Here is a 23405-nt window from a genome sequence, read left to right on the forward strand (position 1 = left end):
ACAAATTTGACAGTAAGCCCTCACTTTATGTGCATTAAAAGTGTCGAAAACACCCGCCAAGCCGCGTTCTGTCGCCGATTGGCGACAATTTCATGAACTTTAACGCATGGCCTAATAAGCCCATTCCCATGCCCAGTATTGGCCAAAAAAACCACCAAACACCACCCGTTACCCAGTCAATCATAAACAGCAATACGCTTATCGATAAATAACTTATCGCATGTAATTTAAACGCGAGAAAATGCTTATCATGCCGCCGCTGTAATTGCTGCCCAGCTTGCCATTGCTTAATCGCAGCCTCAGTTTGCTGGGAATTCAACCCCGATTGCTCAGCAATCTCATAGAGTTCTTGTTGATTCACATTGCTTTGCTGGTGTTGTTGCTGGCGTAAACCTAGGGCAATTATTTGCTTTAATTGTTGAGGTGAGTAGCTATTGTTCATTGTGGCATCCTACACTAGGTGATTATTGATAGGATAAACGCTAGCTAATCACTCACTGGCGCTCTGCGATTAGAAGGGGTAATTCGTGATAAGCGGCTAAACACTCCGATGAATAGTGAAACAGAGATACACAAAGTGAAGTGTCAGTTAACAATAGCGCCGTAGATATAATCACTTAAATTAAAGAGCAATATACCGGGTTGAAAACAGTATCGAAGCATTAAACCAATAAAACATGTAAAATAGGTTTTATTATCTAACATCAAAGCAAGCCATAGGCTTATTAACTAAGCTGATTGGATAAGTTTATATTTTGATCACTTTGGGTGATTAACCACAACAAAACTAACTAAACCGGAGAGTTTAGCTAAACCTAGAGGTACATATGAGTTCTACCACTACCAATGAAGCCGCCCCCAAAAAAGGCGGTATCGCACGCTTTTTAGACACCATTGAGCGTGTTGGTAACAAACTGCCTGATCCAGCAATGCTATTCCTAGGATTAATGTTTTTTGTATGGCTGTTGTCCGCAGGCCTATCTCACTTAAGCTTCGCTGAAATAGATCCTCGTAGTAGCGAAACGATTGTTATTAACAACCTATTGAGTGCCGAGTGGCTTACCACTTGGATGACGAGCATGGTGAAAATCTTCACCGGTTTTGCTCCTTTAGGCGTGGTGTTAGTAGCAGTACTGGGTGTAGGTGTAGCTGAACGCTCTGGCTATATTAACGCAGCTTTAAAGGCAATGCTGAAAGTAACACCTGCCAAAATGATCACCCCAGCGGTGGTAATGATTGGTGTTATTTCGAGTGTTGCTACCGACGCAGGTTATGTGGTGGTAATTCCCTTAGCTGGTGTCATTTTCCATGCGATGGGTCGTCATCCTATTGCCGGTATTACCGCGGCTTTTGCCGGCGTATCAGGCGGCTTTTGTGCTAACTTCATTCCTTCAGGTTTAGATCCATTACTGCAAAGCTTTACCCAAAGCTCAGCCCAGTTATCTGATCCTGAAATGATGGTAAACCCGCTCAATAACTGGTTCTTTGCCTCTGCATCATGTTTGCCTATTGTGGCAACCATTTGGTACATCACCGATAAGATTGTTGAGCCTCGCTTGCTAAAAAACAGCCCAATATCTAAAGATTTAGATATTGCCTCAGACATGCACAGCACCAACAAAAAAGAGACCTTTGCTTTTAGAGTTGCCAGCCTTGTTATGCTTGGGTTAATTGGCGTACTTATCGCGACAGCACTGCCAGCAGACTCTCCACTGCGAGCCCCCGCTGAGATGGTAGAGGTCACAACAGCTGCTGGTGAGGTAATGCTTCAAGAAAGTACTGAACCGCGCTCTTTAACCAGTTTTAGCTCACCGATGATGCAAATCATTGTGCCGCTTATCTTCATCTTCTTTGTTATTCCGGGCGTTGTTTTTGGCTACTTAAATGGCAGCTTTAAAAACACCGATGACATCGTTGCCGCCATGTCTAAAACCATGGAAACCATGGGCCACTACATTGTAATGGCATTTTTCTGTTCAATGTTTGTATGGGCCTTTGGCCAGTCAAATATTGGCGTATTAATGGCAGTGAAAGGTGCTAACTTCTTACAAGCTATTGGTATGGCAGCACCAGCCACCATTGTAGGAATGATTGCCTTAGTGGTGCTAATTAACTTATTTGTGGGTTCTTCTTCTGCTAAATGGGCACTTATATCGCCAGTACTAGTACCGATGCTGATGCAGATGAATATCTCACCAGACTTAGTACAAGCGGCTTACCGCGTGGGTGATTCGAGTTCAAACATTATTACCCCGCTAATGCCGTACTTTCCACTAGTAGTGGTGTACTGTCAGAAATACGTTAAAGGCACTGGTATTGGTACCTTGGTAGCCACCATGTTGCCGTATTCGATCGCCTTAGCGATTTTCTGGACAATTTTCCTATTGGCTTATTGGGCACTTGGTTTCCCACTAGGCTTAGGCGCTAGCTACGTTTACCCACCAGTAATGTAAACTAAGCCTGCAATAAAAAAACGCGCCTATATGGCGCGTTTTTTATTACTTTCGAAAGGCTGCTAACCCGCTAGCCAAGTCGGTAGCGCCAGTGATACAGCTGGAATGAAGGTAGTCAGCACTAGGGCAAACAAAATAGCAATATAGAATGGCCAGATAGATTTAACCGCAGACTCCATCGGCACCTTGCCCACTGCACACCCCACAAACAAACAGGCTCCCACAGGAGGAGTACACAAGCCTAAGCCTAGATTCATCATCAAGATCATACCAAACTGCAATGGGTCAATTCCCAATGACTGAGCCACCGGTAGGAAGATGGGAGTGCAAATCAGAATCAGCGCCGCCATGTCCATTACCATGCCCAGCAATAACAACATCACATTAATCAGCAAGATAATCACGATGGGGTTGTCAGAAATACCGCCAAGAAAGTCGATCATTTTGCTTGGCACTTGGAAGTAAGTCAGCATATAGGCAAACGCAGCGGCACAGGCGATCAATACCATCACCATAGAGGTGGTTTTTACCGAATTAACCACCGCAGTTTTAAACTTCTGCCAAGTGAGCTCTCGGTATACCAACACCGTTACCACCAGCGCATAAATAGTGCCAAACGCGCCTGATTCGGTCACGGTAAATACCCCTGATAACACCCCGCCAACAATAATCACCGCGGTGAGTAAGCCCGGTAAAGCCACCACAAAATGGGTGAATAACACAGTAAAGCCAGGGAACGTCTCAGCGGCATAACCCCGCTTTACCGCAACAATATAAGCGGTTATTGCCAAACATATACACATCAATACGCCAGGTACTACCCCAGCCAGAAATAACTGTGAAATGGAAATACCACCGCCTGCTGCTACCGCATACAAAATCATATTATGGCTAGGTGGGATCATGATGCCGGCAATCGAAGAGGTTACCGTTACATTCACTGCATAATCTTCGTCATAGCCCTTCTTTTTCATCACAGGAATGAGAATAGAACCCAAGGCTGAAATATCAGCCACTGCCGAGCCAGAGATCCCACCAAACAGCATCGACGACATAACGTTTACCACGCCTAAACCACCACGCACAGCGCCCACAGCCGAAGATGCAAATCGCACCAAACGCATGGCAATACCGCCATGAAACATCAGCTCGCCAGCAAAAATAAAAAACGGAATCGCCATTAAAGAGAACACACTAATGCCTGCGGTAATTCGCTGAAACGCAATCAGCAAGGGGAGCCCTTCAAAGGCAAAAGCCGATACGGCGGCAATGCCTAAAGCAAAAGCCACTGGCGTGCCAATAATCACTCCAACTACAAACACCGCCATTAAAATCAATAAACCCATGAACAAATCCTTGTGTTTCCGCTAGCGTTTAAAGGCAGCTTTTACCTGTTGAAATAAGTGAATTAAATGCCCAATGGAATAAAGCAAGACCAAGCCGCCACAGAGCATAATTGGAATCGCCCTCACCCCTTCCGGGATCCCCAGCAAAGGGATGTTTGAACCCCATTTAAATTGCATGAGCTGATAACTGTTCACCATCATTACGCAGCCGAAAATGGCCAAAGAAAGCTGCGAAATAAGCTGAAAGATCTGCTGCAGCCAAAACGGACTTTTATCGCGAAAAAACGACACACCTAAATGGGTATTCTTGTGAATGCCAACCGATGCGCCAAGAAAAGCAATCAATACCACCAGCAACAAAGACAGCTGCTCTACCCAAGTAGGCGTTGAGTTAAGCACGTAACGGCCAAACACCAGCCACCCAAAAGTAGCGGTGAGCACCACTAAGGCAACACCTGCAATCCACATGCTAATGCGACTCAAGATCTCCAGAAATTGGTCATATTTGGATAATTTGAAATGCTCAGGAGGCTGAACCATAAATACCTCTACATCGACTAAACAAAAACATCGCCCTCAATAGAATATCGAGGGCGATAGAGAGAATGCTTTTATTTGGTATTTTTGATGAGCATAACCAAAGGCTTAAGCTCTGGGTTTTCGCCTAAATACTTGTCGTAAACCGGCTGCATAGCCAATTGGAAAGGTTGTTTTTCACTGATTTCATTCAGCTTAACGCCTGCTTTAACCACTTTATCACGACTAAAGGCTTCACGTTGCGCCCACAAATCTCGTTGCACATTGGCTGATTCTTGCGCCGCTTCTTTTAGCAACTGCTGTTGAGCCTCTGGCAAGTTACGAAACGCCGCGGCGTTAACACACAAACACTGGGGAATAATTAAATGCTGCGACAAGGAGTAATAACCAGCCACTTCAAAATGGCCCATCGACTCATACTCTGGCCAACCATTTTCAGCGCCATCTACCACACCGGTTTTCAATGATTGGTAAACCTCGGCATAAGCTATTGGCGATGGGTTGCCACCCAAAGCCGATACCATGCCCGAGTACAGGTCATTATTCATCACTCGCACTTTCATCCCGGTTAAATCTGCAGGGGTGGTTATGGGTTTCTTAGAGTTATAAAACGAGCGCGCTCCGGCGTCATACCAAGCCAAACTAATGAGGCCTTTATGCTCCATGGCCATATTGATTTTGTCGCCAACTTCGCCGTCCATTGCGGTATGCATATGCGCCACGTCATCAAACACAAATGGCAGCGACAATACATTCGCTTCTTTAACAATAGGACCAATCGGGCCCAAGCTAAAATTACCAATTTCTAAGCCGCCAATGCGCACTTGTTCAATCGCATCAGGTTGATTACCTAATACCCCTGCATGGTACATCTTAATGGTAAAGTCGCCGTTTGACTTCTGCTCCACCAACTCAGCAAATTTGTCCATGCCAACTGTATTTGGGTAGCCCGCTTTGTGAATATTCCACCCCTTCCATTCGGTGGCTTGCGCCCCTAAACAAAGGCCTAACGCTAAGGCTAGCGAACTCACTGATAAAGCCGCTTTATTAAGCTGTTTCATGTCCCTTCTCCCTTTTGTCCATTATGTACGCACGCGCAATCCAAACATCGGAACAGCTGAGCGAGCAGCTCAAATTGATTAGCAAATCAATTTTGGTAATACAATATTGCTAATGATCGATTTTTAGGCAAGTTTTGCTGAGATTATTTATAAAATAAATGCAACAGAAGCATCAAATAGACTAAAGGAGTAGCAGGCAAAGGTAAGAAATAAGAGCCAGAACGCAGATTATGGTTACTTTATGAGCTAAGCAACACGAAGTCATCGGTATGCTAACAATATAACGTTGAGCAATAGAGCTTAAAGAATATCAGCTAAGGGCATGAAATAAATGAATATGTGGGCAAAGACCTGGCTTTCAGAGCCAAGCCTTTTGACTAATTGTCAGCAAATACCACAAAACCTAAGTTTTCCATCAGCGCTGCCATTTGCCAATCAAAAATCTTAACCCCAGAAAAATCCAAGTGACGAATATCGATACCCGCAATATCTGCATTGCGTAAATCCGCTTGAAACAACTGCAAACCTTGATAAGTACTAGGGGAGAACTGGGTATTGCTTAGGTTGGCTCCCTCTAGGTTTACTCGGCTTAGCACTGCTTCGCTAAGGTTACAGCCCGACAAATTACACTTGGCTAAATTCACCCCTTCAAAGTCACTCAAACTGAAGTTGCTATCTACCAAATGGGCAGAACTAAACACCACTTTTCGGCTCACTACCTTTGAAAAGTCCGCGTATTCAAAACGACAGCCCTGAGCATGGCAATTCTCAATAGTGACATCAAATAACTCAGCGCGGCTAAAGTTGGCAGTGGAGATATCGCAGCCTTTAAAAACCGCTTGGTTGAGGTTGGCAGTGCTAAAATCGCAGCCACGTTGGCGCTTACGGTCGTACAAGCTGCAATGAGTAAATTGGCTATCACTTAAGTTTGCACCGCTAAAATCGCAATGATATAGCTGACAATGCTCAAAGCTTACTTCACTCAGATTCGCCTCGCTAAAATCACAATCTACAAACAAGCACCGCCTAAACTGCAAATGAGGCTGGTCTACCATCGCCCATTCAAGCGCAGTAAAATAACGCTGCTCAATAATGCTGTCAGTGTCGCTAACGTCCAGTAACATTTCTGGAGTCAACTCTGCAACGGCTATCTTACTGATACCCGCTTGGTCGATGCTTTGCCGATCATCTTCTATCATCATTAGCTCCTAGCTCGCAGCGGCTTTTCGCCCTCGAGATGCTGGTTTAGCCTTGTTAGCACCTTTGGCCTTATAGGCCGAACCACCACTTTTAGTGTTAGCTTTGCCTTTACGAAAGCGCCGTTTAGTTTGAGGTTGCGCCAACCCAGCAAAGGCTTGGGCGTTTACACTGGCACTTTGCTCAACTAACTGATTTAACTGCCCTTGCATACCTTGCATAAAACCTTGGTAGCTTTGGTTTTTCTGGCTAATGGCATTTAACTGGGTTTCCCAATGCGCGGTCATGTCAGGCCAAGTACACATGGTAGGTAAAGCACTCACCAAGGCTTTTCCGCTGTCGCTGGCATGGATCTGTTTGGCTTGTCGCAGTAAAAATCCACGTTTGAATAGCAACTCAATAATACCCGCTCGCGTGGCTTCAGTGCCTAAACCATCGGTTTCTTTTAACACCGCTTTTAGTTCCTTATCTTGCACAAACCGTGCAATGCCGGTCATGGCTGCCAGTAACGTTGCGTCGGTAAAGGCCTTAGGCGGCTGAGTATGCTTATCAAGCACTATGCCCTCTAGGCATTGCAAAGGCTGGCCCTTAGCAAGTGGTGGTAAGGTTTTTTCGCTTTCTTCACTACTTTTCTTTTGCGGAAACAAAGTCTTCCAACCAAGTTGTTTGATTTGGTTAGCAGTGGCTTTAAATAAGCCATCTTGAATGATTATTTTGGCTTCGGTATGGGCATAAAGATAATGTGGGTAAAACTGAACAATGTATTGGCGGGCGATTAACTCATATACGCGTCGCTCTGCTTCACCTAACTTAGCCACCGCGTAATGCTTTTCGGTAGGAATAATGGCGTGGTGAGCATCTACCTTGGCATCATTCCACGCTTTACTGCGCTTACTGGCATCAGCCTCACTAACGGCCTTAGCAAGCTCTTGGCTATTACTTTGAATCGCCGCCAACACCTTGGGCGCGTCAGCATGGTGTTGCTTAGGAAGATAACGACTGTCGGAACGCGGATAGGTAATTAAGGTATGCCGCTCGTACAAGGCTTGGCAAATATCTAGCACTTGTTTGGCGCTGTAGCCAAAGCGTTTTGCCGCGTCAATTTGCAGGCTAGACAGGTTATACAGTAAAGGTGGCGCTTGTTGTTTGTCTTGCTGCTTTAAGGCGCTAACTTCAGCACTTTGCTGGGTAATTCGTTTTGCTACATGCTCGGCTAAAGGCCGACTAAGCACCCGGCCTTCTTCATCTTGATAAGCTTCGCAGGCGTCGCTAGGTTGCCACATCGCACTAAACATTTCCCCTTGCTCGGTTTGCAATTTGGCCTCAACCTGAAAATAAGGGCGACTAACAAATTCGGCAATCTCTTGGTCCCTGCGCACCACTAAACCCAAGATAGGGGTTTGCACACGCCCTACCGATAATACGCCTGAATACCCTTGCTGTTGGCCTTTTAAGGTGTAAGCGCGAGTAAGATTAATTCCGTATAACCAATCGGCTCTAGAGCGTGCCAGAGCAGAGGTAGATAAAGCGCTAAACTCTTGATTAGACTTTAATTGCGTTAAGGCACGAGATACAGCAGCAGGGTTTAAATCACTAAGTAACACTCGCTGACATTGCTGCTTTAGTGCCACTTTCGCTTTGCAATGGTCAATCACCAAATCCACCAGCAGTTGCCCTTCTCTGTCGGGGTCCCCTGCGTGCACCAAGCTATTTGCTTGTTTGATTAAGCTCTTAATCACTTTTAACTGAGAAGCGGTTTTAGATTTCGCTTTCCATTGCCACTGTTCGGGCAAAATGGGCAGATGTTCGAAACGCCATTGTTTAAAACGGCTGTCGTAATGCTCAGGCTCGGCCTGTTCCAGCAAATGGCCTATGCACCAAGTTACACAGTCACCATTGGCTAACTGAATATAACCATTTTGTTTTTGTTGAGGCTTTGGCAGCACCGCAGCAATGGCGCGTGCAAGGCTTGGTTTTTCAGCAATATAGAGACGCAATGGGCTACAACACCTGTGATTTTATACAGCATTGTAGCCGATTTTTATTATTAGCTAAATATTTGTTGGCTAAGTTTGAGGGTTGCCGCTACGTTACGCGCACTCACAAACAGGTTTTGCTCAGCTTCAGTTAGAGCATGGGCTAAATCGCAAGGCCCAGGCACCACCGAGAACACCGCGTCTATGCCATGTTCATGCACCACTTCGTAACCAGGTAACATCGCCCCCGCTAATGCAATCACCGGTACATCAAACTGCATCGCAATTTGCGCTGCGCCATAGGGGGTTTTACCGGCAATGGTTTGACTGTCTATGCGCCCTTCACCTGTGATGAGCAAATCAGCTCCTTCAACACTGCTGGCTAAATCTACCGCTTCGGTAACAATTTGCACGCCAGGGCGCAAATCGGCCTGCATAAATGCTAACAAAGCAGCGCCTAAACCACCCGCCGCGCCGCTGCCCGCGGCATGCATAATATCGATGCCAAATTGGCTAAACACCACAGCCGCAAAGCGGCCAAGGGCAGCATCAAGCTGACGGATCATCTCAGGTGTAGCACCTTTTTGTGGACCAAATATAGCACTTGCGCCATTTTCTCCACATAAAGGGTTATCCACATCACAAGCAACTTCAATCTCTACTTCAGCTAACCGCGGATCTAAGCCTGAAATATCAATCGACTCCAAATCAATCAGCTCACCGCCACCGCGTTTTAGTGGTTTGTTAAACTTATCGTAAAACTGCGCCCCCAGCGCTTGCAACATGCCTACTCCAGCATCATTGGTCGCGCTACCGCCTAAGCCAATAATCAGTTTGCTAGCACCGGCATCTAAAGCAGCACCAATTAACTCGCCAGTACCATAACTTGAGGTTTTTCGTGGGTCACGCAGTGCAGGTTCAACCAAATGTAAACCCGAGGCGGCGGCCATTTCAATAACAGCGGTTTGCTTGTCACCAAGAATGCCAAAAAACGCTTCTACCTGATTCCCCCTTGGACCTGCCACGAGTACCGGCATAATTTGCCCCTTGGTCGCATCAACCATGGCTTGCACAGTACCTTCGCCACCGTCGGCCAAGGGCACCTTTAGATATTCAGCATCAGGGAAAATTTGTTGGAAGCCTTGTTCGATCATGTCGGCCGCTTCCATAGCGCTTAGGCTTTCTTTAAATGAATCAGGCGCAATAACAATTTTCATCGGCTGTCCTTCTCAGTAATGTCTTAGGCTATGAGCTAGTGCTGGGGTAAACACCTTTTGGTGTAGCTGCGAATTTGCTCACTTAACTGTTTCATTAACTTACCTGCTAATTGCCAATGATGCCAGTACAGCGGCACCCTTACTTGCAGGGCCGGTGTAAGGTTTAATAGGCTGCCATTGGTTAGGTGTTTGGCCACATGTAAACGCGGGTTAAGGCTATAGGCACCACTGGCTAACGCCAGCTCCATAAAGGCTTCAGAAGAGCGTACTGTGTGGCAAGGATACTGCCCCGGACTTAAAGAAAAATGTTCTAACAAAAACTGAATATGCATATCATCGTGCTGATCAAACGACATGCCAGGCGCTAAGCTCAAACTCTCTCGATTAACTCCCTCGGGGAAAAATCGCTGGGCAAATTCGGGGGTAGCAACACACAAATATTCCATGTAACCCAAAAAATGGCTTTCGCTGCCCGCTACCGCTGCAGCACGGCTGGTCACACAAGCTAATACTTCTCCACTACGCATCCGCTGCCAAGTACGAGACTCATCTTCTACATACAAGTTCATCTCTACCCTTTGCTGCTGCAAGGTAGGGCTTAGTGCCGAAATTAACCAACTGGCTAAACTGTCGGCATTCACCGCTAAAGGCAAAGCTTGAGCGCGAGTATCGTCAACATTGAGTTGGCTGGCTAACTCGGTTTCTAACTGCAGAACCTGCTGATAGTGGCCGAGTAAGCGCTGGCCTAACTCAGTAGGCATAAGCGGCTGAGAGCGAATCAATAAGGGCTGGCCCAATTGGCTTTCAAGTGCCTTAATTCGCTGTGAGATGGCCGACTGAGTAAGATGCAAGCGTTGTGCAGCGCGATCAAAACTCTGCTCACTAAGCACTGCATCCAAGGCTTTCAATAACTTGTAATCAATATCACCCAGCTTCATTAGAAAAACTTATTTAGCATTAAATTTATTAGCTATATTAAAGCAGTTCCTCTGGGTATAGTCCTGTCATTATTTCGCCAACGACGTTTTTTATGCTTAGTACCTATTTTACCGGCCTTAGTTTAATGGCCACGCTAATTATGCCCATTGGCATGCAAAACGCCTTTGTGCTTAACCAAGGCATTCGTCGTCGTCATCACTTGTTAGTCGCTAGCCTATGTTCATTGGCCGATGTGTTTTTTATGTGCATCGGTGTTTGGGGCGGCGCTAAATTATTTAGTGCTTACCCTTGGTTGCTATACACCATTAGCATTTTAGGCTCAGGCTTTATGATGATGTATGGCTTTCAGTGTTTACAGCGGGCTTGGCGAGGTGAAAGCAGCTTAGAACAGGGCGAAGCTAAACATGAGCTTAAAGCCATTATCTTGGCTTGTTGTGCATTTACCTTTTTAAACCCACATGTCTACATCGACACCATTGTGATACTTGGTGGTTTTGCCGCCAATATTAGTGTTGAGCAAAGGCCAATGTTTGTGGCCGGCGGAATTAGTGCCTCGTTCCTGTGGTTTTTTGGTTTAGCTTTGATGGGCGCCAAGCTAGCACCGTGGTTAGCTAAACCTCGCGCTCAACAAATTATCGACAGTTTAATTGGCGTGATGATGTTTGGTTTAGCCATTTATTTACTTAAATTTGTGTTTGCTTAGAGCTGATAATTGGCCTTTTTACCAATGTCGTAATGCAGTGGCTGACGGCATTTTTGAACAGCAATATAAAGGCATACAGCGGCGATAATCAGCAAGCTTATACTACGCAGGTTTGGCCAAGGGCTTAGGTTTATTAAGAAGTCCACGGCTAATACCGCGCCTAGCCAACGCAGCAAACCTAAGTTAAAACAAAAACTCTCTTTAAAGGCTACAGCGGCAAAAACCAGATAAAAGCAGGCTAAGGCGAACATGTCTAAAATTGGCCAATGCCACAAGTAGTAAGCCATACTAAGCCACACTGCACTCCACGCAGCGCTTTGGACCAGATAACGAATGGCTTTGTTATATAAGTGAAGATTGTGCGCCAGTAATGCACTGGCAGCTGCAAGCAACCAAAGTGGCTGCCAAACCGCACCATCAGCAATACTGTGGTAACAGGCACATGCAAAGCTAAAGCTTAGCGTTAACCAACCTACGCGGTAACATAGCACACTAATGGTATCGATAAGATCGAGCTGTTCTTGGTGTTCAGTATTTGCCAATGGTCTGTCCTTAACTACTCGGGGCGGCTTAAATCTCGGGCTAGAATCAGCGCTAAGCCGATCATTTGTAAAAACAGAGCGAGATTTCGGAGGCTAGAAATAGTGCTCATTTGGTCGGTATAAGCGCCCATTAAATCGATGTTCAGCAAATACCAATTATCTATACGCTCGCGTAATTGGTTTTGCACCTTTGAGACTAAACGATCTAAGGCCGCCAAATTACTCAAATTGATGCTAGGCACTTCGCCCATTTCTAACCAATATTTAAGATCTTTAGCCAGCAGTTGTTGCACGGTTTGCGGGATGGGCTGAGAGGTTTGCGCTTCATTACTCACTAAAGCCAGAATTAACTCACGCTTGCGCTCTAAAGACTCTATCTGCAGCCAAGTTTGTTTGATTAGGTTGTCGTTTGCCTGCTGCTGTTGCACTAATTGATGAGCATCTTGACTGACACTGTCGATGTAAAAGTTGGTCATTAGCGCTGCCACAATATTGAACAGCAAGCCTATCGATACCAAAACTTGAGTGCGAGTAAAACGCCAGCGCATAAGCCCTCCCAGAAAAACTTAAGTATGGCTAGCGCTTGGCTGTTTGGCTAGTTAAGTGCTTGTTTATTGATGCAAAGCCTAACGACTGGTTTGTTGCCTTGCGGCAAACACGGCTCGAGGAGAGAAGCCGGTAACTAAAGCGGTACCCACCGATATCACCGAGGTGCCTAACAAGGTATTCCAAGACACTGCTTCATTTAAGAATACGCTGCCCCAAAGAATACCAAACACCGGAATCAAAAAGGTAACGGTGAGCGCAGAGGACGCCCCCACATCACTAATCAATCGGTAATACAGCAAATACGCTACACCACTGCATACCACGCCCAAAAACACCACCGACAGCATTAAGTTAGCCGAAGGTGTCTCTACAATGGGGAAAAATAACATGGCAGGCGCAACTAACAGGGTGGATGCCCACATGCCCCCGTGGGCATTAGCAAAAGGCTCAACGGATTTAGCAGAATGCGCATAAGTGCTGGCAATGCCGTAACACACCGCAGCACCAATAGAGGCACTAATGGCCACCTTGGCATCAAGGCTTAATGCAGCGCTATCTACTCCAACCAATATCGCTACCCCGGCGATACCCACCACCAAACCTAATACCTTTTTAAACGGCATGGCTTGGCGCAACCAAAGCGCGGAAATAATCGCCCCCCAAATAGGCGCGGTGGCATTGAGAATAGAGAGTAAAGACGCCGATAAGGTTTGCGCAGCATAGGCCAATAGCAAGAACGGTAAAGCAGAATTAAACAAGCCCAATATCATGTAATGACGCCAGTGTTGGCGCCACTTGAGCTGCTTTTTAATGGCGAAGCCCACCAGCATTAAAAACAAAGCAGCAAAGCCTACCCGAAGCTCAATCAGGATACCGGGGCCTAATACAGGCGCAGCGATACGCATAAACAAAAACGAGCTGCCCCATATTGCCGATAGCAGTAACAACCTAATTACACTGGCTAAATCCATTTTGTACGTCCTTAATCCTACTTATTTGAGCAGTGTGCATCAAAGCTAAACAACAAGCGACCCGATATTTGCTCAGCCATAAAAAAGCCGCGTGACCGCGGCTAATTCATTGTTGGTTTGGCTAACGAATACTTAATGACCAAGCCTAAAACTGGTAGTTAAACTCTACTCGATGATCACCATCTTGAAAGTTTGAATACTCGGTCCAGTTCGCAAAGTAACGGATATTGGCACGCGCGTTAATTTGGTAAGACGCAGCGAATTCATGAGCGAATACATCACTATTGCCGATACCAAAGGCATTGTCTTTGTAAAAATCTGAACCGGAAAGGCTGCTCATCCACATTGGGTTGTAGTTAAGCCATATTTTATCGGTAATGGTAATTTTTGAGTAAGTACCCACTAAAGCAAAGGTACCCGGTACCGAGTATCCAGCGGCGTGGTCTGCAGTGCCTTCAGCATAATTATTAGCAAAGGCGACACCAGCACCTGCTAAAGGATAAAACTGGACAGGGCCAAATTTAGGCAAGGCCTGAATGAATGAATATGACGCGCTACCCATCTCACTGCCGATATCGTAACTTACGTCTAACTGCGAACCACGCCCATTACTTAGATCTACACCGAAGTTACGGAATCGAATGGAATCAACAGAGTCATCGCGCTGGCTGCTGCCATCCCAACCTAAAGCTTCACCCGCAAAGCCTTTTACTTCGATGATGTTCATCGCCATGGTATTCGCATTACCCGTATCGTAGGTTTGCCCCACTTTTAGGTTTAAGCCTTTGTTAGTAACACCTACACCCGCTTGGGTATACACAGCTAGCGGATCCGACATGTCTTGTAGCTCTTGCTCAGTGTCTTCCGCCGGAGAATGAGACTTAGAATCGGCAATACTTACCGCACTTACAGATAGAGCACCAAGCAGTAAACTTGCATTAAAGATAGGAGAGATTAAAGACATAGAGCCGCTCTTAAATAATCAAAAAGCGACAATTTATGGAGTGCTATGCAGGCCAGCAAGCAAGCCGTCTAGTTACATCAGTTTTTTCGACTTTATCGATGAAAACTGTCGAAAAAAGGCCACAAAAAAACCGCCCGCAGGCGGCTTAATCACAGGTGCTAAGTCTTAACGTGCAGCCTTGATATGGTCTGCAATCAGGAACGCTAATTCTAAAGCTTGGTCAGCGTTTAGGCGTGGATCACAGTAAGTATGGTAACGCTGAGCCAGATCATGCTCGGTGATTTGGAAAGCACCACCAACACATTCTGTCACGTTACGGCCAGTCATTTCAAAGTGAACACCACCCGCATAGGTCCCTTCAGATTTATGGATCTGGAAGAACTGCTGCACTTCACGCAATACATCATCTACGCGACGTGTTTTGTAACCGTTAGGCGCTTTAATGGTATTGCCGTGCATAGGGTCTGAACTCCACACTACGTTTTTACCTTCACGCTCTACCGCTTTAATTAAGTTAGGCAGGTGATCAGCCACTTTATCAGCGCCCATACGAACGATAAGGTTCAAACGACCCGCTTCATTGTTAGGGTTAATGATATCGATAATGCGCAGCAACTCTTCTGGATCAGTAGTTGGGCCAGCTTTCAAGCCAATCGCATTTTCTACGCCACGTAAAAACTCGATGTGAGCGTGGTCGATTTGGCGAGTACGGTCACCAATCCACAACATGTGGGCAGAACAGTCATACCACTTGCCCGTTAGGCTGTCACAGCGAGTCAGAGCTTGCTCATACGGCAGTAACAAGGCTTCGTGTGAAGTGTATAAGTTAGTTTCGCGAAGTTGTGGTGCAGTAGCAGGGTTAATACCACAAGCGCTCATAAAGGCCAGTGACTCTTCAATGCTACCCGCTAGTGCTTCATAGCGCTCGCCCAATGGGCTTTTCTTAATGAAGTCTAAGTTCCATTTGTGCACTTGGTTTAAATCAGCCAAGCCACCTTGGGCAAATGCACGTAGCAAGTTTAGCGTTGAAGTAGATTGGTTGTAAGCGTCTACCATACGTTGTGGATCTGGCACGCGGCTTTTCTCGTTAAAGTCGATGGCATTAATAATGTCACCGCGGTACGACGGCCAGCTTTCGCCGTTAATCGTTTCCATGTCTTCGCTACGAGGTTTAGCAAATTGACCAGCAATACGGCCAATTTTAACCACTGGCTTCTGACCACCAAAGGTTAGTACCACCGCCATTTGCATTAATGCTTTAAACGTATCGCGAATATGACTAGTACGGAATTCGTCAAAACTCTCGGCGCAATCACCACCTTGCAGTAAAAAGGCTTCACCCTTGGCTACTTTAGCTAAGTCTTCACGTAAAGCGCGCGCTTCACCAGCAAAAACTAGCGGTGGCTGATCAGCCAAATACTTCTCGGTTTGTTGAAGCTTTTCTTGATCAGGGTAAGTAGGTAATTGTTTTACTGGTTTGTCTCTCCAGCTTGAGGGTGTCCATTGCGTCATGTTGCGTTCCCGAGAGTGCTCTAAAACCCCCATAATAGGCATTCTAGAGCACATGAAAAGCGCTAATTGTAGTTTTTTTCTACCTACCTAATTATTTATCACTTAATAGCAACAATAAAACATAAATCCCAACAAAAAAAAGTAACTGAATCAATTCACATTTTTATACTAATGTAAGGGGCTTCCCTTAGGGGTAACGCAGCCATTTTGCTACTATGATCAACAAGCTAATTAACCCTATGAAACCTATGAAACAATCATCAGTGACCTTAAAAGACGTAGCCAAAACCGCCGGAGTCTCTCACCAAACAGTAGCAAGAGTGGTTAGAAAGTCGCCGAAGGTCGCTGAAAAAACGCGAATTAAGGTCCAACAAGCAATTGCTGACGCTGGTTACTTACCTAACCGCATGGCTCAACAATTGGCACGCAGGCAGTCACTCACCTTGGGATTTGTATCAATAAACATTTCTCTGCACGCCATTGCTAAAATCGCTGATGGGATCCGCCGCGAAGCATTAAAGCAAGGTTTCAGTTTATCCATTTCAATGATGAACGAGTTGGATCCAGGTTCTTGTCACAAAGCGATTGATGAGCTGCTTGGTCAGCAAGTTGACGGCTTAATCATTAATACCTCAATCACTCACGCCACCATTAAACAGATCCAAGAGCGTGGAAATTTGCCCCCTTGTGTATTTATCGACTTTGACAAAAGCAACGATGCTTTGCAGGTATCTCATGACCAAGTGGGCGGTGCTAGCCTAGCGGCTCAGCACCTTATCGACCTAGGTCATCGAAATATTGCACTTATAAACGGCGCAGCCAATACCTGTGTAGCGCATTGGCGCGAGTCCGGTTGGTTAGACACCTTATCCAAAGTAAACGTTACGCCGGTGAATCGAATTGACGGTAATTGGAACGCCCGCAGTGGCTACCAAGCTACCTTAGAGTTGCTAGACGCTGAAACGGACTTTACAGCCATATTGGTGGCCAATGACGAGATGTGTTTAGGCGTGCTGCGAGCGCTCAATGAACGCAACATTAACGTACCTCAAGATATTTCAGTCGTGGGGTTTGATAACCACGACGACAGCGAGTTTTACAACCCGCCACTCACTACTATCGACCAAAATTGTCATGAGCTAGGGGAAACCGCGGTCACCTTATTAATGCAGAAAATGAACAGTGAACAACGATCTGAACCCCGCGTTTTACTCAACACTAAGCTGGTTAAACGGCAAAGCTCTGGCCCAGTAAAGGCTTAATACTAACTAGGATGTGAGCGCCACCGGCAAGGCGCTATTGTGAGCTGTTCAAAACAAGCAGTAAACGATGAATCGCTGGGGCTGCAAGCATATAGCCCTAGCTTAATGGCCTGTTTGGCCGCAGCTGGCGGATCGGTTTGCACACTTGCTGTTTCACCAAGTTGGTGAAGATGAAAAACCCGCATTTGCTGATACGCTTCACCGTCTTGCGAATACTCAATCAAGAAATCGGGCCCTCGCCGGCTTAAGCGATACCAAATGTGCTGCGGAGTGCTGATGTCGGTGGTCGCCCAATCCGAATAACCCAAGTTAGTCACTACTGAACCCAAGCGTGACAAAGCTGCTGTTTCAAATTCAATGGATGCCTTAAACCAGTTTTCGCTGTCGAGATAAATAATCACTCCCGCTTGGTCAAACTGCTTCTGATAGTCAAAACTCACCTTCACACTAACGCTAAAGTTGTCTTGATAACTTAAGAGTAAAGCCGGAGCATTGTCGTTGCGAAAGCCATAGTACGAGCGCTGCCAAAAATCGGTATGCGGATCGGTGGTCAGGCGTAACTGATGGTCGTCTAATACATATTGCTTAGGTGGGTTGAGCCACTTAGCCTGTGAAAATTCTTTCATCACTACCCCTCCCAGTTAATTGCCTGCGTAGCTGGCCAGCTTATGCAACAAAGCATGTTTCACCGTGGGCCATTCTTGATTAGTAATCGAAAACACCACTGTATCGCGATAGTTACCTTGAGCATCAAGACTATGATTGCGTAAAACCCCATCCTGTTTAGCGCCTAAACGGGCTATGGCTGCGCGTGAAGCATGATTGTGCCAATGGGTTCTAAATTCCACAGCAATAGAACCGAGTTGCTCAAAAGCGTAACTCAGCAATAGCAATTTGCATTGGGTATTTACTGAAGAGCGCTGATAGCTTTTTGCATACCAGGTATAACCAATCTCTAAACGGCGGTTAACAACATCGGCATGGCAGTAGCGAGTTGCACCAATAACGTTGCCGCTGGGTTTATCTATTACAACAAACGGCAGCGCCACACCTTGCTGTTTATCTTGTAAAGCACTGTCAAAGTAAGCATCAATAGAGTCTGCATTGGGAACGCTGGTGTACCACAACTGACTTAAGCGCCCATCGGCTTCGGCGGCTAATAGCGCTGCTCTATGGCTTAACTGCAAGGGCTGCAACAGCACATTTCCGGCGCTTAATTCTGATTCAATTAAATAGGGCTGCCTAGTCATCCATTACTCTCACTCATCGTTATTTCAATAGCCAGATTAATACGCAACAGAATGAATAGAAAGCGAAAAAATGGCTAACCATTAAGCAATAAAGTTCATTTCGTTTACTACACTTAGCCAATAACGACTCAGAGCTTAAAAGCATTCACTCAGTTATGGTTTCATACTAAAAGGGAAAAATTATGGGCATTATTATTTGGTTACTTATTGGCGCGGTGGCAGGTTGGCTTGCTGGCAATATTATGAAAGGCGGCGGCTTTGGCGTGTTAGGCAATATTGTGGTGGGTATTGTTGGCTCGGTAATCGGCGGCTTTGTCTTTGGACTACTGGGTTTTGGTAGCACCAGCATGTTGGGTTCGCTGATTACCGCTGTAGTGGGCGCAGTTATATTGCTCTACATCGTGAGTATTGTGAAAAAATAAGCTGCAAAAGATGAAACAAAAAAGCCAGCTAATAAGCTGGCTTTTTTAATTACTTAAGACTTGATTAACCTTTCACAGCACCTGCTGTTAGGCCGTCAATCAACTTACGAGAAGTCATCACAAACAAGATCATTAATGGCACTACCGCAATGGCGGCACCGGCACAAATTGCACCCCAAGGTACCTGACCTGTACCTTGCAGCGCACGTAGTGCTAGCGGCACGGTAAACATCTTCATATCGTTCATTACAACCAATGGACCCATGAAGTTGTTCCACTGACCAATAAAGGTAATAAGACCAAGCGTACCAAAGGCAGGTGTAATAAGTGGAACCACTACACGCCAGTAGATAGCAAACTCGTTACAGCCATCCATACGAGCCGCTTCAATTAGCTCTTTTGGAATCGCACTTGAGATAAACTGACGCATCATAAAGATACCCATTGCCCCACAAGCCATTGGAATGTACAGCGCACGAGGTTGGTTCATCCATTCCAGCTTAGACATAATCAAAGCAGTTGGAATCATGCCTAAGAACGGTGGTAATAACATGGTGCCCATAATTAATATGAACATCACGTTACGGCCTTTAAACTCAAACAAGGCAAATGCATAACCCGCTAATGAACAGAAGAACAAGTTAAGTATTGTAGTAATCAACGCTACATAAAAACTTAAACCAATGTTGTGCCAAAAGTACGGTAGTGCATCTAACAGAATGCCAACGTTATTAATAAATTCGCCACCGAACCACATTGGTGGCGGCACCGACAAAATCGATGAGTTGGTATGCGAAGCAAATATAAACATGAAGTAGAACGGCGCCAACATAATGATGGAACCCATACCTACAATGAAATAAGCGATTAAATGACTCTTAGTTAGTTTATTCATAATTTACTCCTACTTCTTCTCACCGAGTAATTTGTTGTTACCCCAGGTAAGGAAGGCAATCAGCGCAAACAGAATCCAAGAGATAGCTGATGCAGTACCAAAGTCACCCTCAACAAACGCGGTAATGTACATATGCATTGCGGCTGTTTTACCCGCTTGCTCAAGACCACCAGTACCACCAGTAATAATGAACGGTTCTTCAAACAATTGCAGGTTACCAATAATGGTTAAGGTTACCGCGAAGAACATCATTGGCTTAAGCATAGGTACCGTGATGTACCAGAATTGCTGCCAACGTTTAGCGCCATCAACCGTGGCCGCTTCATACAAATCTTTAGGAATGGTTTGCATCGCAGAAAGATACAAAACGGTATTCCAGCCAACGAAGCGCCAGAACACAACAAAAGCAATCATGGTTTTGGTGTACTCAGGTCGATTCCAATCAATATTTTCTGTAGGGAATAACCAAGCTAGAGGTTGAATATCACCAATGGTCCAGTTACCCGCCGAGGTAAATAGCATGTTAATCATGCCGAAATCTCGTGAGAACAGGGTCGTAAATACCAAAGAGATAGCAACAGTAGAGGTAATAAATGGCATAAAGTACATGCCTATTACCGTGTTACGGCTGCGTTTAAAACTAGTATGTAAGAAATAAGCTAAAGGGATTGCTATTACATGCTGGGGGATACCCGCAGCTAACGCAAGCCACAATGTATTGTATATGGACGTCTGAAACCAATCATCGGTTAAGGCGAATGTGTAGTTTTCAATACCTACCCACTCCATGGCACTTAATCCCGCGGCTGGCTCCCAATAGTGAAACGACAAAAATAAAGAGAAAAGTAACGGAAACAACCCAAAGACTGTAAATATTGCAAAGAAAGGGCTAATAAATAAGTAAGGAGCCCATTTGTAGCCACTTGCATGTAGTCGCTGCTTTAGGGTCCGCTTTTTAATTTTAGCTACTGGTGGTCTTACGGCAGACTCTACAGAAGACATCTTTAACTCCCGACAAAAAAAAAAGTGAGGGAGCGAGCTCCCTCGATATTAAAATTAACGTCTAGCGCGACGTTTGATTTGCTTTTCAGCTTCAGCTAACGCTGCATCAATGTTTTCATCACGCTCTAATACACCTTCAAGTGCATCATTAATGATTTGTTCAGCAACTGGATCATGCTTGTGTACATCCATTGCTGGAATGCGGTCAGCAGAATTTTTCCACTCTACGCGAGCCACTTGGCCACCTAGGTAAGGAATTGGTTGGTTAATGAAGTCATCATTTTGCGCTTCAACTAATGCTGGGAAAGCGTCTAAATCACGGAAAGCTGCAATTTGCATCTCTTTATCCATGGTCATGAACTTAATGAATTCCCATGCTTCAGCTTTGTTTTTGGCTTTCTTAGGAATAGCGTAGAACGAGCCACCCCAGCTTGCATAAGTACCGCCTGGTAGAGCAGCTGAACGCCATAGACCTTTACTCTCTGGAGCAATCCAGTTAGCTAAGTGACCGCCTAACCAAGCACCCATCATTTGTGAAGCGATAGTGCCGCGACGTAAACCTTCAGTCCACTCTGAGCTCCATGCACCAACTTGTGCATCAATACCCGCCTCACGAACAGCTTTTGCTAAACGGAACGCTTCTTTGAAACGGTCATTGTTTACCGTGATGTTGCCTTCTGCATCAAAGTAGATACCTTCGCCATCTTTAAGACCACTACGAATCACAACGTCTTTAATGTCTACAGCACTGGCAACAAGGTAAGAACCGGTTGTTTCTTTGATTTTTTTACCCGCAGCAATAAAAGAATCCCAGTCTTTAATAAGGTCTTCTTCAGTTACGCCAGCTTTAGTAAAGATATCTTCGCGGAAGAACAACGCACCAGGGCCAATATCTGCTGGAATTGCTGCTAATGTACCGCTACCGCCAGTGGCTAGTGGCACAGTAAATTTAGAAAATAGTTTTTCATATTGCTCTGCACTGTACGGAGCAGCGCGTAAATCTTCTAAGCCACCAGATGATGCAAATCGGCCAATGTAACCATATTCAATACCCATTACGTCAGGTAGGTTACCGCCAGTTGCTAGCGCAGTAGTCATCGCATTATGGTGATCACCATAAGCTAACGATACGAGCTTAATTTCTACATCTGGATTAATCTTTTTATAAAGTGGAATAGCCGACTGTACAGCAAGGTCAAAGCTAGGGAATGAAGCTACTGTTAGGGTAGTTTTCGCCCAGGCTGACGTTGCGGTTAACGCCAGCGTAGTGCCGAGGGCTAACGCTACTGTTCCAAGTTTCTTTTTGTTAAACATCCTATTCTCCTAAGTACATGAATTTTATTATTATTCAGTGTCGCAATTGGCTAGTGCGCCGACGCTTTTACAAGCGCTGGGAGTAACTAGTTCATTTGTGGCAAAATTGCCTTTCCGGTTTCATTGTTAAACAAGTGGATCCGCGAAATATCGAAGAACAACTCCACTTTATCGTCTATATCCGCATTCACATCATCAGCAATTGCAACTTCTGCAATAAAACGAGCACCATCCAGTTCACACTGTACGTGGTAGGTAGAACCAAGAAGCTCGACGCCGATAACATCCGCTTTCACGCTACCAATGGTTTCTGATTCAATAGAACGTTGATGTAGATACAGGTCACTTGGGCGAATACCCAAAGTGCATAGCAAGTCATCTTCTGCATACACCGCTGGTAAGTCGATGTGCTGGTCAGAAAATACCAAGCTAGAAACAGTGCCAGTTTTCTTAATGGTTGCTGGAATCATGTTCATTTCAGGTGCGCCAATGAACGATGCAACAAATTTGTTGGCTGGCTCTTCAAAGATTTCTTTTGGCGTGCCTACTTGCTCAATGTAACCATCTTTAAGAATCACGATACGGTCAGCCAAGGTCATGGCCTCTACTTGGTCGTGGGTTACGTATAAGGTGGTGGTGCCTAATTTGTCGTGCAAAGTTTTAATCTCAGCACGCATTGAGCCACGTAGTTTGGCGTCAAGGTTAGATAGTGGCTCATCAAACAAGAATACTTCAGGAGTACGTACCATTGCGCGGCCCATTGCCACACGTTGACGTTGACCACCTGATAACTCTTTAGGTTTGCGATCAAGTAGCGGGGTTAGCTCTAACATATCGGCTGCGTATTTCACGCGCTTAACGATCTCGTCTTTTGCTACGCCAGTCATTTTAAGACCGAAGGCAATGTTTTGTTCCACACTCATGTGCGGGTATAAAGCGTAGCTTTGGAACACCATGGCGATGTTACGTTCCATCGGGTGTAAGTCATTCACTAGCTCATCAGCGATGAAAATTTCGCCATCCGAAATATCTTCCAAGCCAGCAAGCATTCTTAGCGTTGTTGATTTGCCACAACCAGAAGGACCAAGTAGCACAACAAACTCGCCATCATTAATGTGCAAGTCGAAGCTTTTAACGACTTCTGTTTTACCAAAGCGTTTTTTCAAATTGTTAAATGTAACTGCTGCCATGATGTTTCATTTCCATAAGATTAAATGTGGAGAGGCCTTAAAGAGAGTCGACAAATTCAGTTTATTTGAAACTCTGTGTAAGCGCTTTCTTGGATTAAACTTT

23 protein-coding genes are annotated in these 23405 nt (G+C 45.4%); 4 read left to right on the forward strand and 19 right to left on the reverse strand.

The genetic code is table 11. The features are described from left to right. Positions 1 to 34: 34 nt before the first annotated feature. Positions 35 to 442: a 2TM domain-containing protein gene (locus Q4549_RS09500; protein ID WP_303553178.1), complete on the reverse strand. Its 408-nt coding sequence runs from the start codon at positions 440 to 442 to the stop codon at positions 35 to 37. A gap of 385 nt (positions 443 to 827) precedes the next feature. Here Q4549_RS09500 and Q4549_RS09505 point away from each other — a divergent pair, with 385 nt between their 5' ends. Beyond that, positions 828 to 2453, forward strand: a complete 1626-nt coding sequence (locus Q4549_RS09505; protein WP_303553179.1) for an AbgT family transporter — start codon at positions 828 to 830, stop codon at positions 2451 to 2453. A 62-nt stretch (positions 2454 to 2515) separates the two neighbouring features. On the opposite strand, the gene Q4549_RS09510 is transcribed toward Q4549_RS09505, so the two are convergent. The 7 genes from Q4549_RS09510 to Q4549_RS09540 form a co-directional block, all read right to left on the reverse strand. Then, positions 2516 to 3799 carry a TRAP transporter large permease gene (locus tag Q4549_RS09510; protein WP_137673365.1) on the reverse strand — a complete coding sequence of 428 codons (1284 nt, stop codon included), beginning with the start codon at positions 3797 to 3799 and terminating at the stop codon, positions 2516 to 2518. 21 nt (positions 3800 to 3820) lie between these two features. Further along, positions 3821 to 4339, reverse strand: coding sequence for a TRAP transporter small permease (locus Q4549_RS09515; protein WP_137673364.1), 519 nt, complete (start codon positions 4337 to 4339; stop codon positions 3821 to 3823). A 71-nt stretch (positions 4340 to 4410) separates the two neighbouring features. Beyond that, a complete protein-coding gene (locus Q4549_RS09520; RefSeq protein WP_303553180.1) occupies positions 4411 to 5397 on the reverse strand; it encodes a TRAP transporter substrate-binding protein in 987 nt (328 codons plus the stop codon). 377 nt (positions 5398 to 5774) lie between these two features. Beyond that, positions 5775 to 6599 carry a pentapeptide repeat-containing protein gene (locus Q4549_RS09525; protein WP_303553181.1) on the reverse strand — a complete coding sequence of 275 codons (825 nt, stop codon included), beginning with the start codon at positions 6597 to 6599 and terminating at the stop codon, positions 5775 to 5777. Between the two features lie 6 nt (positions 6600 to 6605). Then, positions 6606 to 8591 (reverse strand): DNA topoisomerase III, encoded by a 1986-nt coding sequence (locus tag Q4549_RS09530; protein WP_303553182.1) that lies wholly within the window; start codon positions 8589 to 8591, stop codon positions 6606 to 6608. Between the two features lie 50 nt (positions 8592 to 8641). Further along, entirely contained in the window at positions 8642 to 9787 is a 1146-nt protein-coding gene (locus Q4549_RS09535) for a glycerate kinase (RefSeq protein WP_303553183.1), read from the reverse strand. Between the two features lie 35 nt (positions 9788 to 9822). Next, positions 9823 to 10725, reverse strand: a complete 903-nt coding sequence (locus Q4549_RS09540) for a LysR family transcriptional regulator ArgP (RefSeq protein ID WP_303553184.1) — start codon at positions 10723 to 10725, stop codon at positions 9823 to 9825. Positions 10726 to 10817: 92 nt separating this feature from the next. Here Q4549_RS09540 and Q4549_RS09545 point away from each other — a divergent pair, with 92 nt between their 5' ends. Beyond that, the gene (locus Q4549_RS09545) at positions 10818 to 11429 is read left to right on the forward strand and encodes a LysE/ArgO family amino acid transporter (protein WP_137673359.1); all 612 of its coding nucleotides are present in this window, start codon (positions 10818 to 10820) and stop codon (positions 11427 to 11429) included. Here Q4549_RS09545 and Q4549_RS09550 read toward each other — a convergent pair. The 5 genes from Q4549_RS09550 to Q4549_RS09570 all read right to left on the reverse strand — a co-directional run bounded on the left by Q4549_RS09550 (position 11426) and on the right by Q4549_RS09570 (position 15967). Further along, positions 11426 to 11971, reverse strand: a complete 546-nt coding sequence (locus tag Q4549_RS09550; protein ID WP_303553185.1) for a DUF2301 domain-containing membrane protein — start codon at positions 11969 to 11971, stop codon at positions 11426 to 11428. The two genes, Q4549_RS09545 and Q4549_RS09550, sit on opposite strands and share 4 nt — an antisense overlap. A gap of 14 nt (positions 11972 to 11985) precedes the next feature. Further along, entirely contained in the window at positions 11986 to 12519 is a 534-nt protein-coding gene (locus Q4549_RS09555; protein ID WP_303553186.1) for a hypothetical protein, read from the reverse strand. Positions 12520 to 12597: 78 nt separating this feature from the next. Further along, on the reverse strand, positions 12598 to 13491 hold the full coding sequence (locus Q4549_RS09560) for a DMT family transporter (RefSeq protein WP_303553187.1): 894 nt from the start codon (positions 13489 to 13491) through the stop codon (positions 12598 to 12600). Between the two features lie 145 nt (positions 13492 to 13636). Then, a complete protein-coding gene (locus Q4549_RS09565) occupies positions 13637 to 14455 on the reverse strand; it encodes a hypothetical protein (RefSeq protein ID WP_303553188.1) in 819 nt (272 codons plus the stop codon). Positions 14456 to 14620: 165 nt separating this feature from the next. Beyond that, entirely contained in the window at positions 14621 to 15967 is a 1347-nt protein-coding gene (locus tag Q4549_RS09570) for a class II 3-deoxy-7-phosphoheptulonate synthase (protein WP_137673354.1), read from the reverse strand. 248 nt (positions 15968 to 16215) lie between these two features. Here Q4549_RS09570 and Q4549_RS09575 point away from each other — a divergent pair, with 248 nt between their 5' ends. Beyond that, positions 16216 to 17229 carry a LacI family DNA-binding transcriptional regulator gene (locus Q4549_RS09575; protein WP_303553189.1) on the forward strand — a complete coding sequence of 338 codons (1014 nt, stop codon included), beginning with the start codon at positions 16216 to 16218 and terminating at the stop codon, positions 17227 to 17229. 2 nt (positions 17230 to 17231) lie between these two features. Here Q4549_RS09575 and Q4549_RS09580 read toward each other — a convergent pair whose 3' ends face one another. Both Q4549_RS09580 and Q4549_RS09585 read right to left on the reverse strand, forming a co-directional pair. Further along, positions 17232 to 17855: a DUF1349 domain-containing protein gene (locus tag Q4549_RS09580; protein ID WP_303553190.1), complete on the reverse strand. Its 624-nt coding sequence runs from the start codon at positions 17853 to 17855 to the stop codon at positions 17232 to 17234. Positions 17856 to 17870: 15 nt separating this feature from the next. Continuing rightward, on the reverse strand, positions 17871 to 18479 hold the full coding sequence (locus tag Q4549_RS09585) for a GNAT family N-acetyltransferase (RefSeq protein ID WP_303553191.1): 609 nt from the start codon (positions 18477 to 18479) through the stop codon (positions 17871 to 17873). A gap of 182 nt (positions 18480 to 18661) precedes the next feature. On the opposite strand from Q4549_RS09585, the gene Q4549_RS09590 reads away from it, so the two are divergent. After that, positions 18662 to 18901 carry a GlsB/YeaQ/YmgE family stress response membrane protein gene (locus tag Q4549_RS09590; RefSeq protein ID WP_163134203.1) on the forward strand — a complete coding sequence of 80 codons (240 nt, stop codon included), beginning with the start codon at positions 18662 to 18664 and terminating at the stop codon, positions 18899 to 18901. A 64-nt stretch (positions 18902 to 18965) separates the two neighbouring features. On the opposite strand, the gene Q4549_RS09595 is transcribed toward Q4549_RS09590, so the two are convergent. The 4 genes from Q4549_RS09595 to Q4549_RS09610 all read right to left on the reverse strand — a co-directional run bounded on the left by Q4549_RS09595 (position 18966) and on the right by Q4549_RS09610 (position 23302). After that, positions 18966 to 19796 carry a carbohydrate ABC transporter permease gene (locus Q4549_RS09595; protein WP_137673349.1) on the reverse strand — a complete coding sequence of 277 codons (831 nt, stop codon included), beginning with the start codon at positions 19794 to 19796 and terminating at the stop codon, positions 18966 to 18968. Between the two features lie 9 nt (positions 19797 to 19805). Beyond that, positions 19806 to 20798 (reverse strand): carbohydrate ABC transporter permease, encoded by a 993-nt coding sequence (locus Q4549_RS09600; RefSeq protein ID WP_303511581.1) that lies wholly within the window; start codon positions 20796 to 20798, stop codon positions 19806 to 19808. A 54-nt stretch (positions 20799 to 20852) separates the two neighbouring features. Continuing rightward, a complete protein-coding gene (locus Q4549_RS09605; RefSeq protein ID WP_137673347.1) occupies positions 20853 to 22112 on the reverse strand; it encodes an extracellular solute-binding protein in 1260 nt (419 codons plus the stop codon). Between the two features lie 86 nt (positions 22113 to 22198). Beyond that, positions 22199 to 23302, reverse strand: a complete 1104-nt coding sequence (locus Q4549_RS09610; protein WP_303511578.1) for an ABC transporter ATP-binding protein — start codon at positions 23300 to 23302, stop codon at positions 22199 to 22201. Positions 23303 to 23405 lie beyond the last annotated feature (103 nt).

This window comes from Agarivorans sp. 2_MG-2023 (assembly GCF_030548085.1).
Lineage (GTDB): Bacteria > Pseudomonadota > Gammaproteobacteria > Enterobacterales > Celerinatantimonadaceae > Agarivorans.

Bases quoted from the DNA above. Each gene is read 5' to 3' on its own strand.
- Q4549_RS09500 (WP_303553178.1), bottom strand. From the start codon at position 442: ATGAACAATAGCTACTCACCTCAACAATTAAAGCAAATAATTGCCCTA.
- Q4549_RS09505 (WP_303553179.1), top strand. From the start codon at position 828: ATGAGTTCTACCACTACCAATGAAGCCGCCCCCAAAAAAGGCGGTATC.
- Q4549_RS09510 (WP_137673365.1), bottom strand. From the start codon at position 3,799: ATGGGTTTATTGATTTTAATGGCGGTGTTTGTAGTTGGAGTGATTATT.
- Q4549_RS09515 (WP_137673364.1), bottom strand. From the start codon at position 4,339: ATGGTTCAGCCTCCTGAGCATTTCAAATTATCCAAATATGACCAATTT.
- Q4549_RS09520 (WP_303553180.1), bottom strand. From the start codon at position 5,397: ATGAAACAGCTTAATAAAGCGGCTTTATCAGTGAGTTCGCTAGCCTTA.
- Q4549_RS09525 (WP_303553181.1), bottom strand. From the start codon at position 6,599: ATGATGATAGAAGATGATCGGCAAAGCATCGACCAAGCGGGTATCAGT.
- Q4549_RS09535 (WP_303553183.1), bottom strand. From the start codon at position 9,787: ATGAAAATTGTTATTGCGCCTGATTCATTTAAAGAAAGCCTAAGCGCT.
- Q4549_RS09540 (WP_303553184.1), bottom strand. From the start codon at position 10,725: ATGAAGCTGGGTGATATTGATTACAAGTTATTGAAAGCCTTGGATGCA.
- Q4549_RS09545 (WP_137673359.1), top strand. From the start codon at position 10,818: ATGCTTAGTACCTATTTTACCGGCCTTAGTTTAATGGCCACGCTAATT.
- Q4549_RS09555 (WP_303553186.1), bottom strand. From the start codon at position 12,519: ATGCGCTGGCGTTTTACTCGCACTCAAGTTTTGGTATCGATAGGCTTG.
- Q4549_RS09560 (WP_303553187.1), bottom strand. From the start codon at position 13,491: ATGGATTTAGCCAGTGTAATTAGGTTGTTACTGCTATCGGCAATATGG.
- Q4549_RS09565 (WP_303553188.1), bottom strand. From the start codon at position 14,455: ATGTCTTTAATCTCTCCTATCTTTAATGCAAGTTTACTGCTTGGTGCT.
- Q4549_RS09570 (WP_137673354.1), bottom strand. From the start codon at position 15,967: ATGACGCAATGGACACCCTCAAGCTGGAGAGACAAACCAGTAAAACAA.
- Q4549_RS09575 (WP_303553189.1), top strand. From the start codon at position 16,216: ATGAAACAATCATCAGTGACCTTAAAAGACGTAGCCAAAACCGCCGGA.
- Q4549_RS09580 (WP_303553190.1), bottom strand. From the start codon at position 17,855: ATGAAAGAATTTTCACAGGCTAAGTGGCTCAACCCACCTAAGCAATAT.
- Q4549_RS09585 (WP_303553191.1), bottom strand. From the start codon at position 18,479: ATGACTAGGCAGCCCTATTTAATTGAATCAGAATTAAGCGCCGGAAAT.
- Q4549_RS09590 (WP_163134203.1), top strand. From the start codon at position 18,662: ATGGGCATTATTATTTGGTTACTTATTGGCGCGGTGGCAGGTTGGCTT.
- Q4549_RS09595 (WP_137673349.1), bottom strand. From the start codon at position 19,796: ATGAATAAACTAACTAAGAGTCATTTAATCGCTTATTTCATTGTAGGT.
- Q4549_RS09600 (WP_303511581.1), bottom strand. From the start codon at position 20,798: ATGTCTTCTGTAGAGTCTGCCGTAAGACCACCAGTAGCTAAAATTAAA.
- Q4549_RS09605 (WP_137673347.1), bottom strand. From the start codon at position 22,112: ATGTTTAACAAAAAGAAACTTGGAACAGTAGCGTTAGCCCTCGGCACT.
- Q4549_RS09610 (WP_303511578.1), bottom strand. From the start codon at position 23,302: ATGGCAGCAGTTACATTTAACAATTTGAAAAAACGCTTTGGTAAAACA.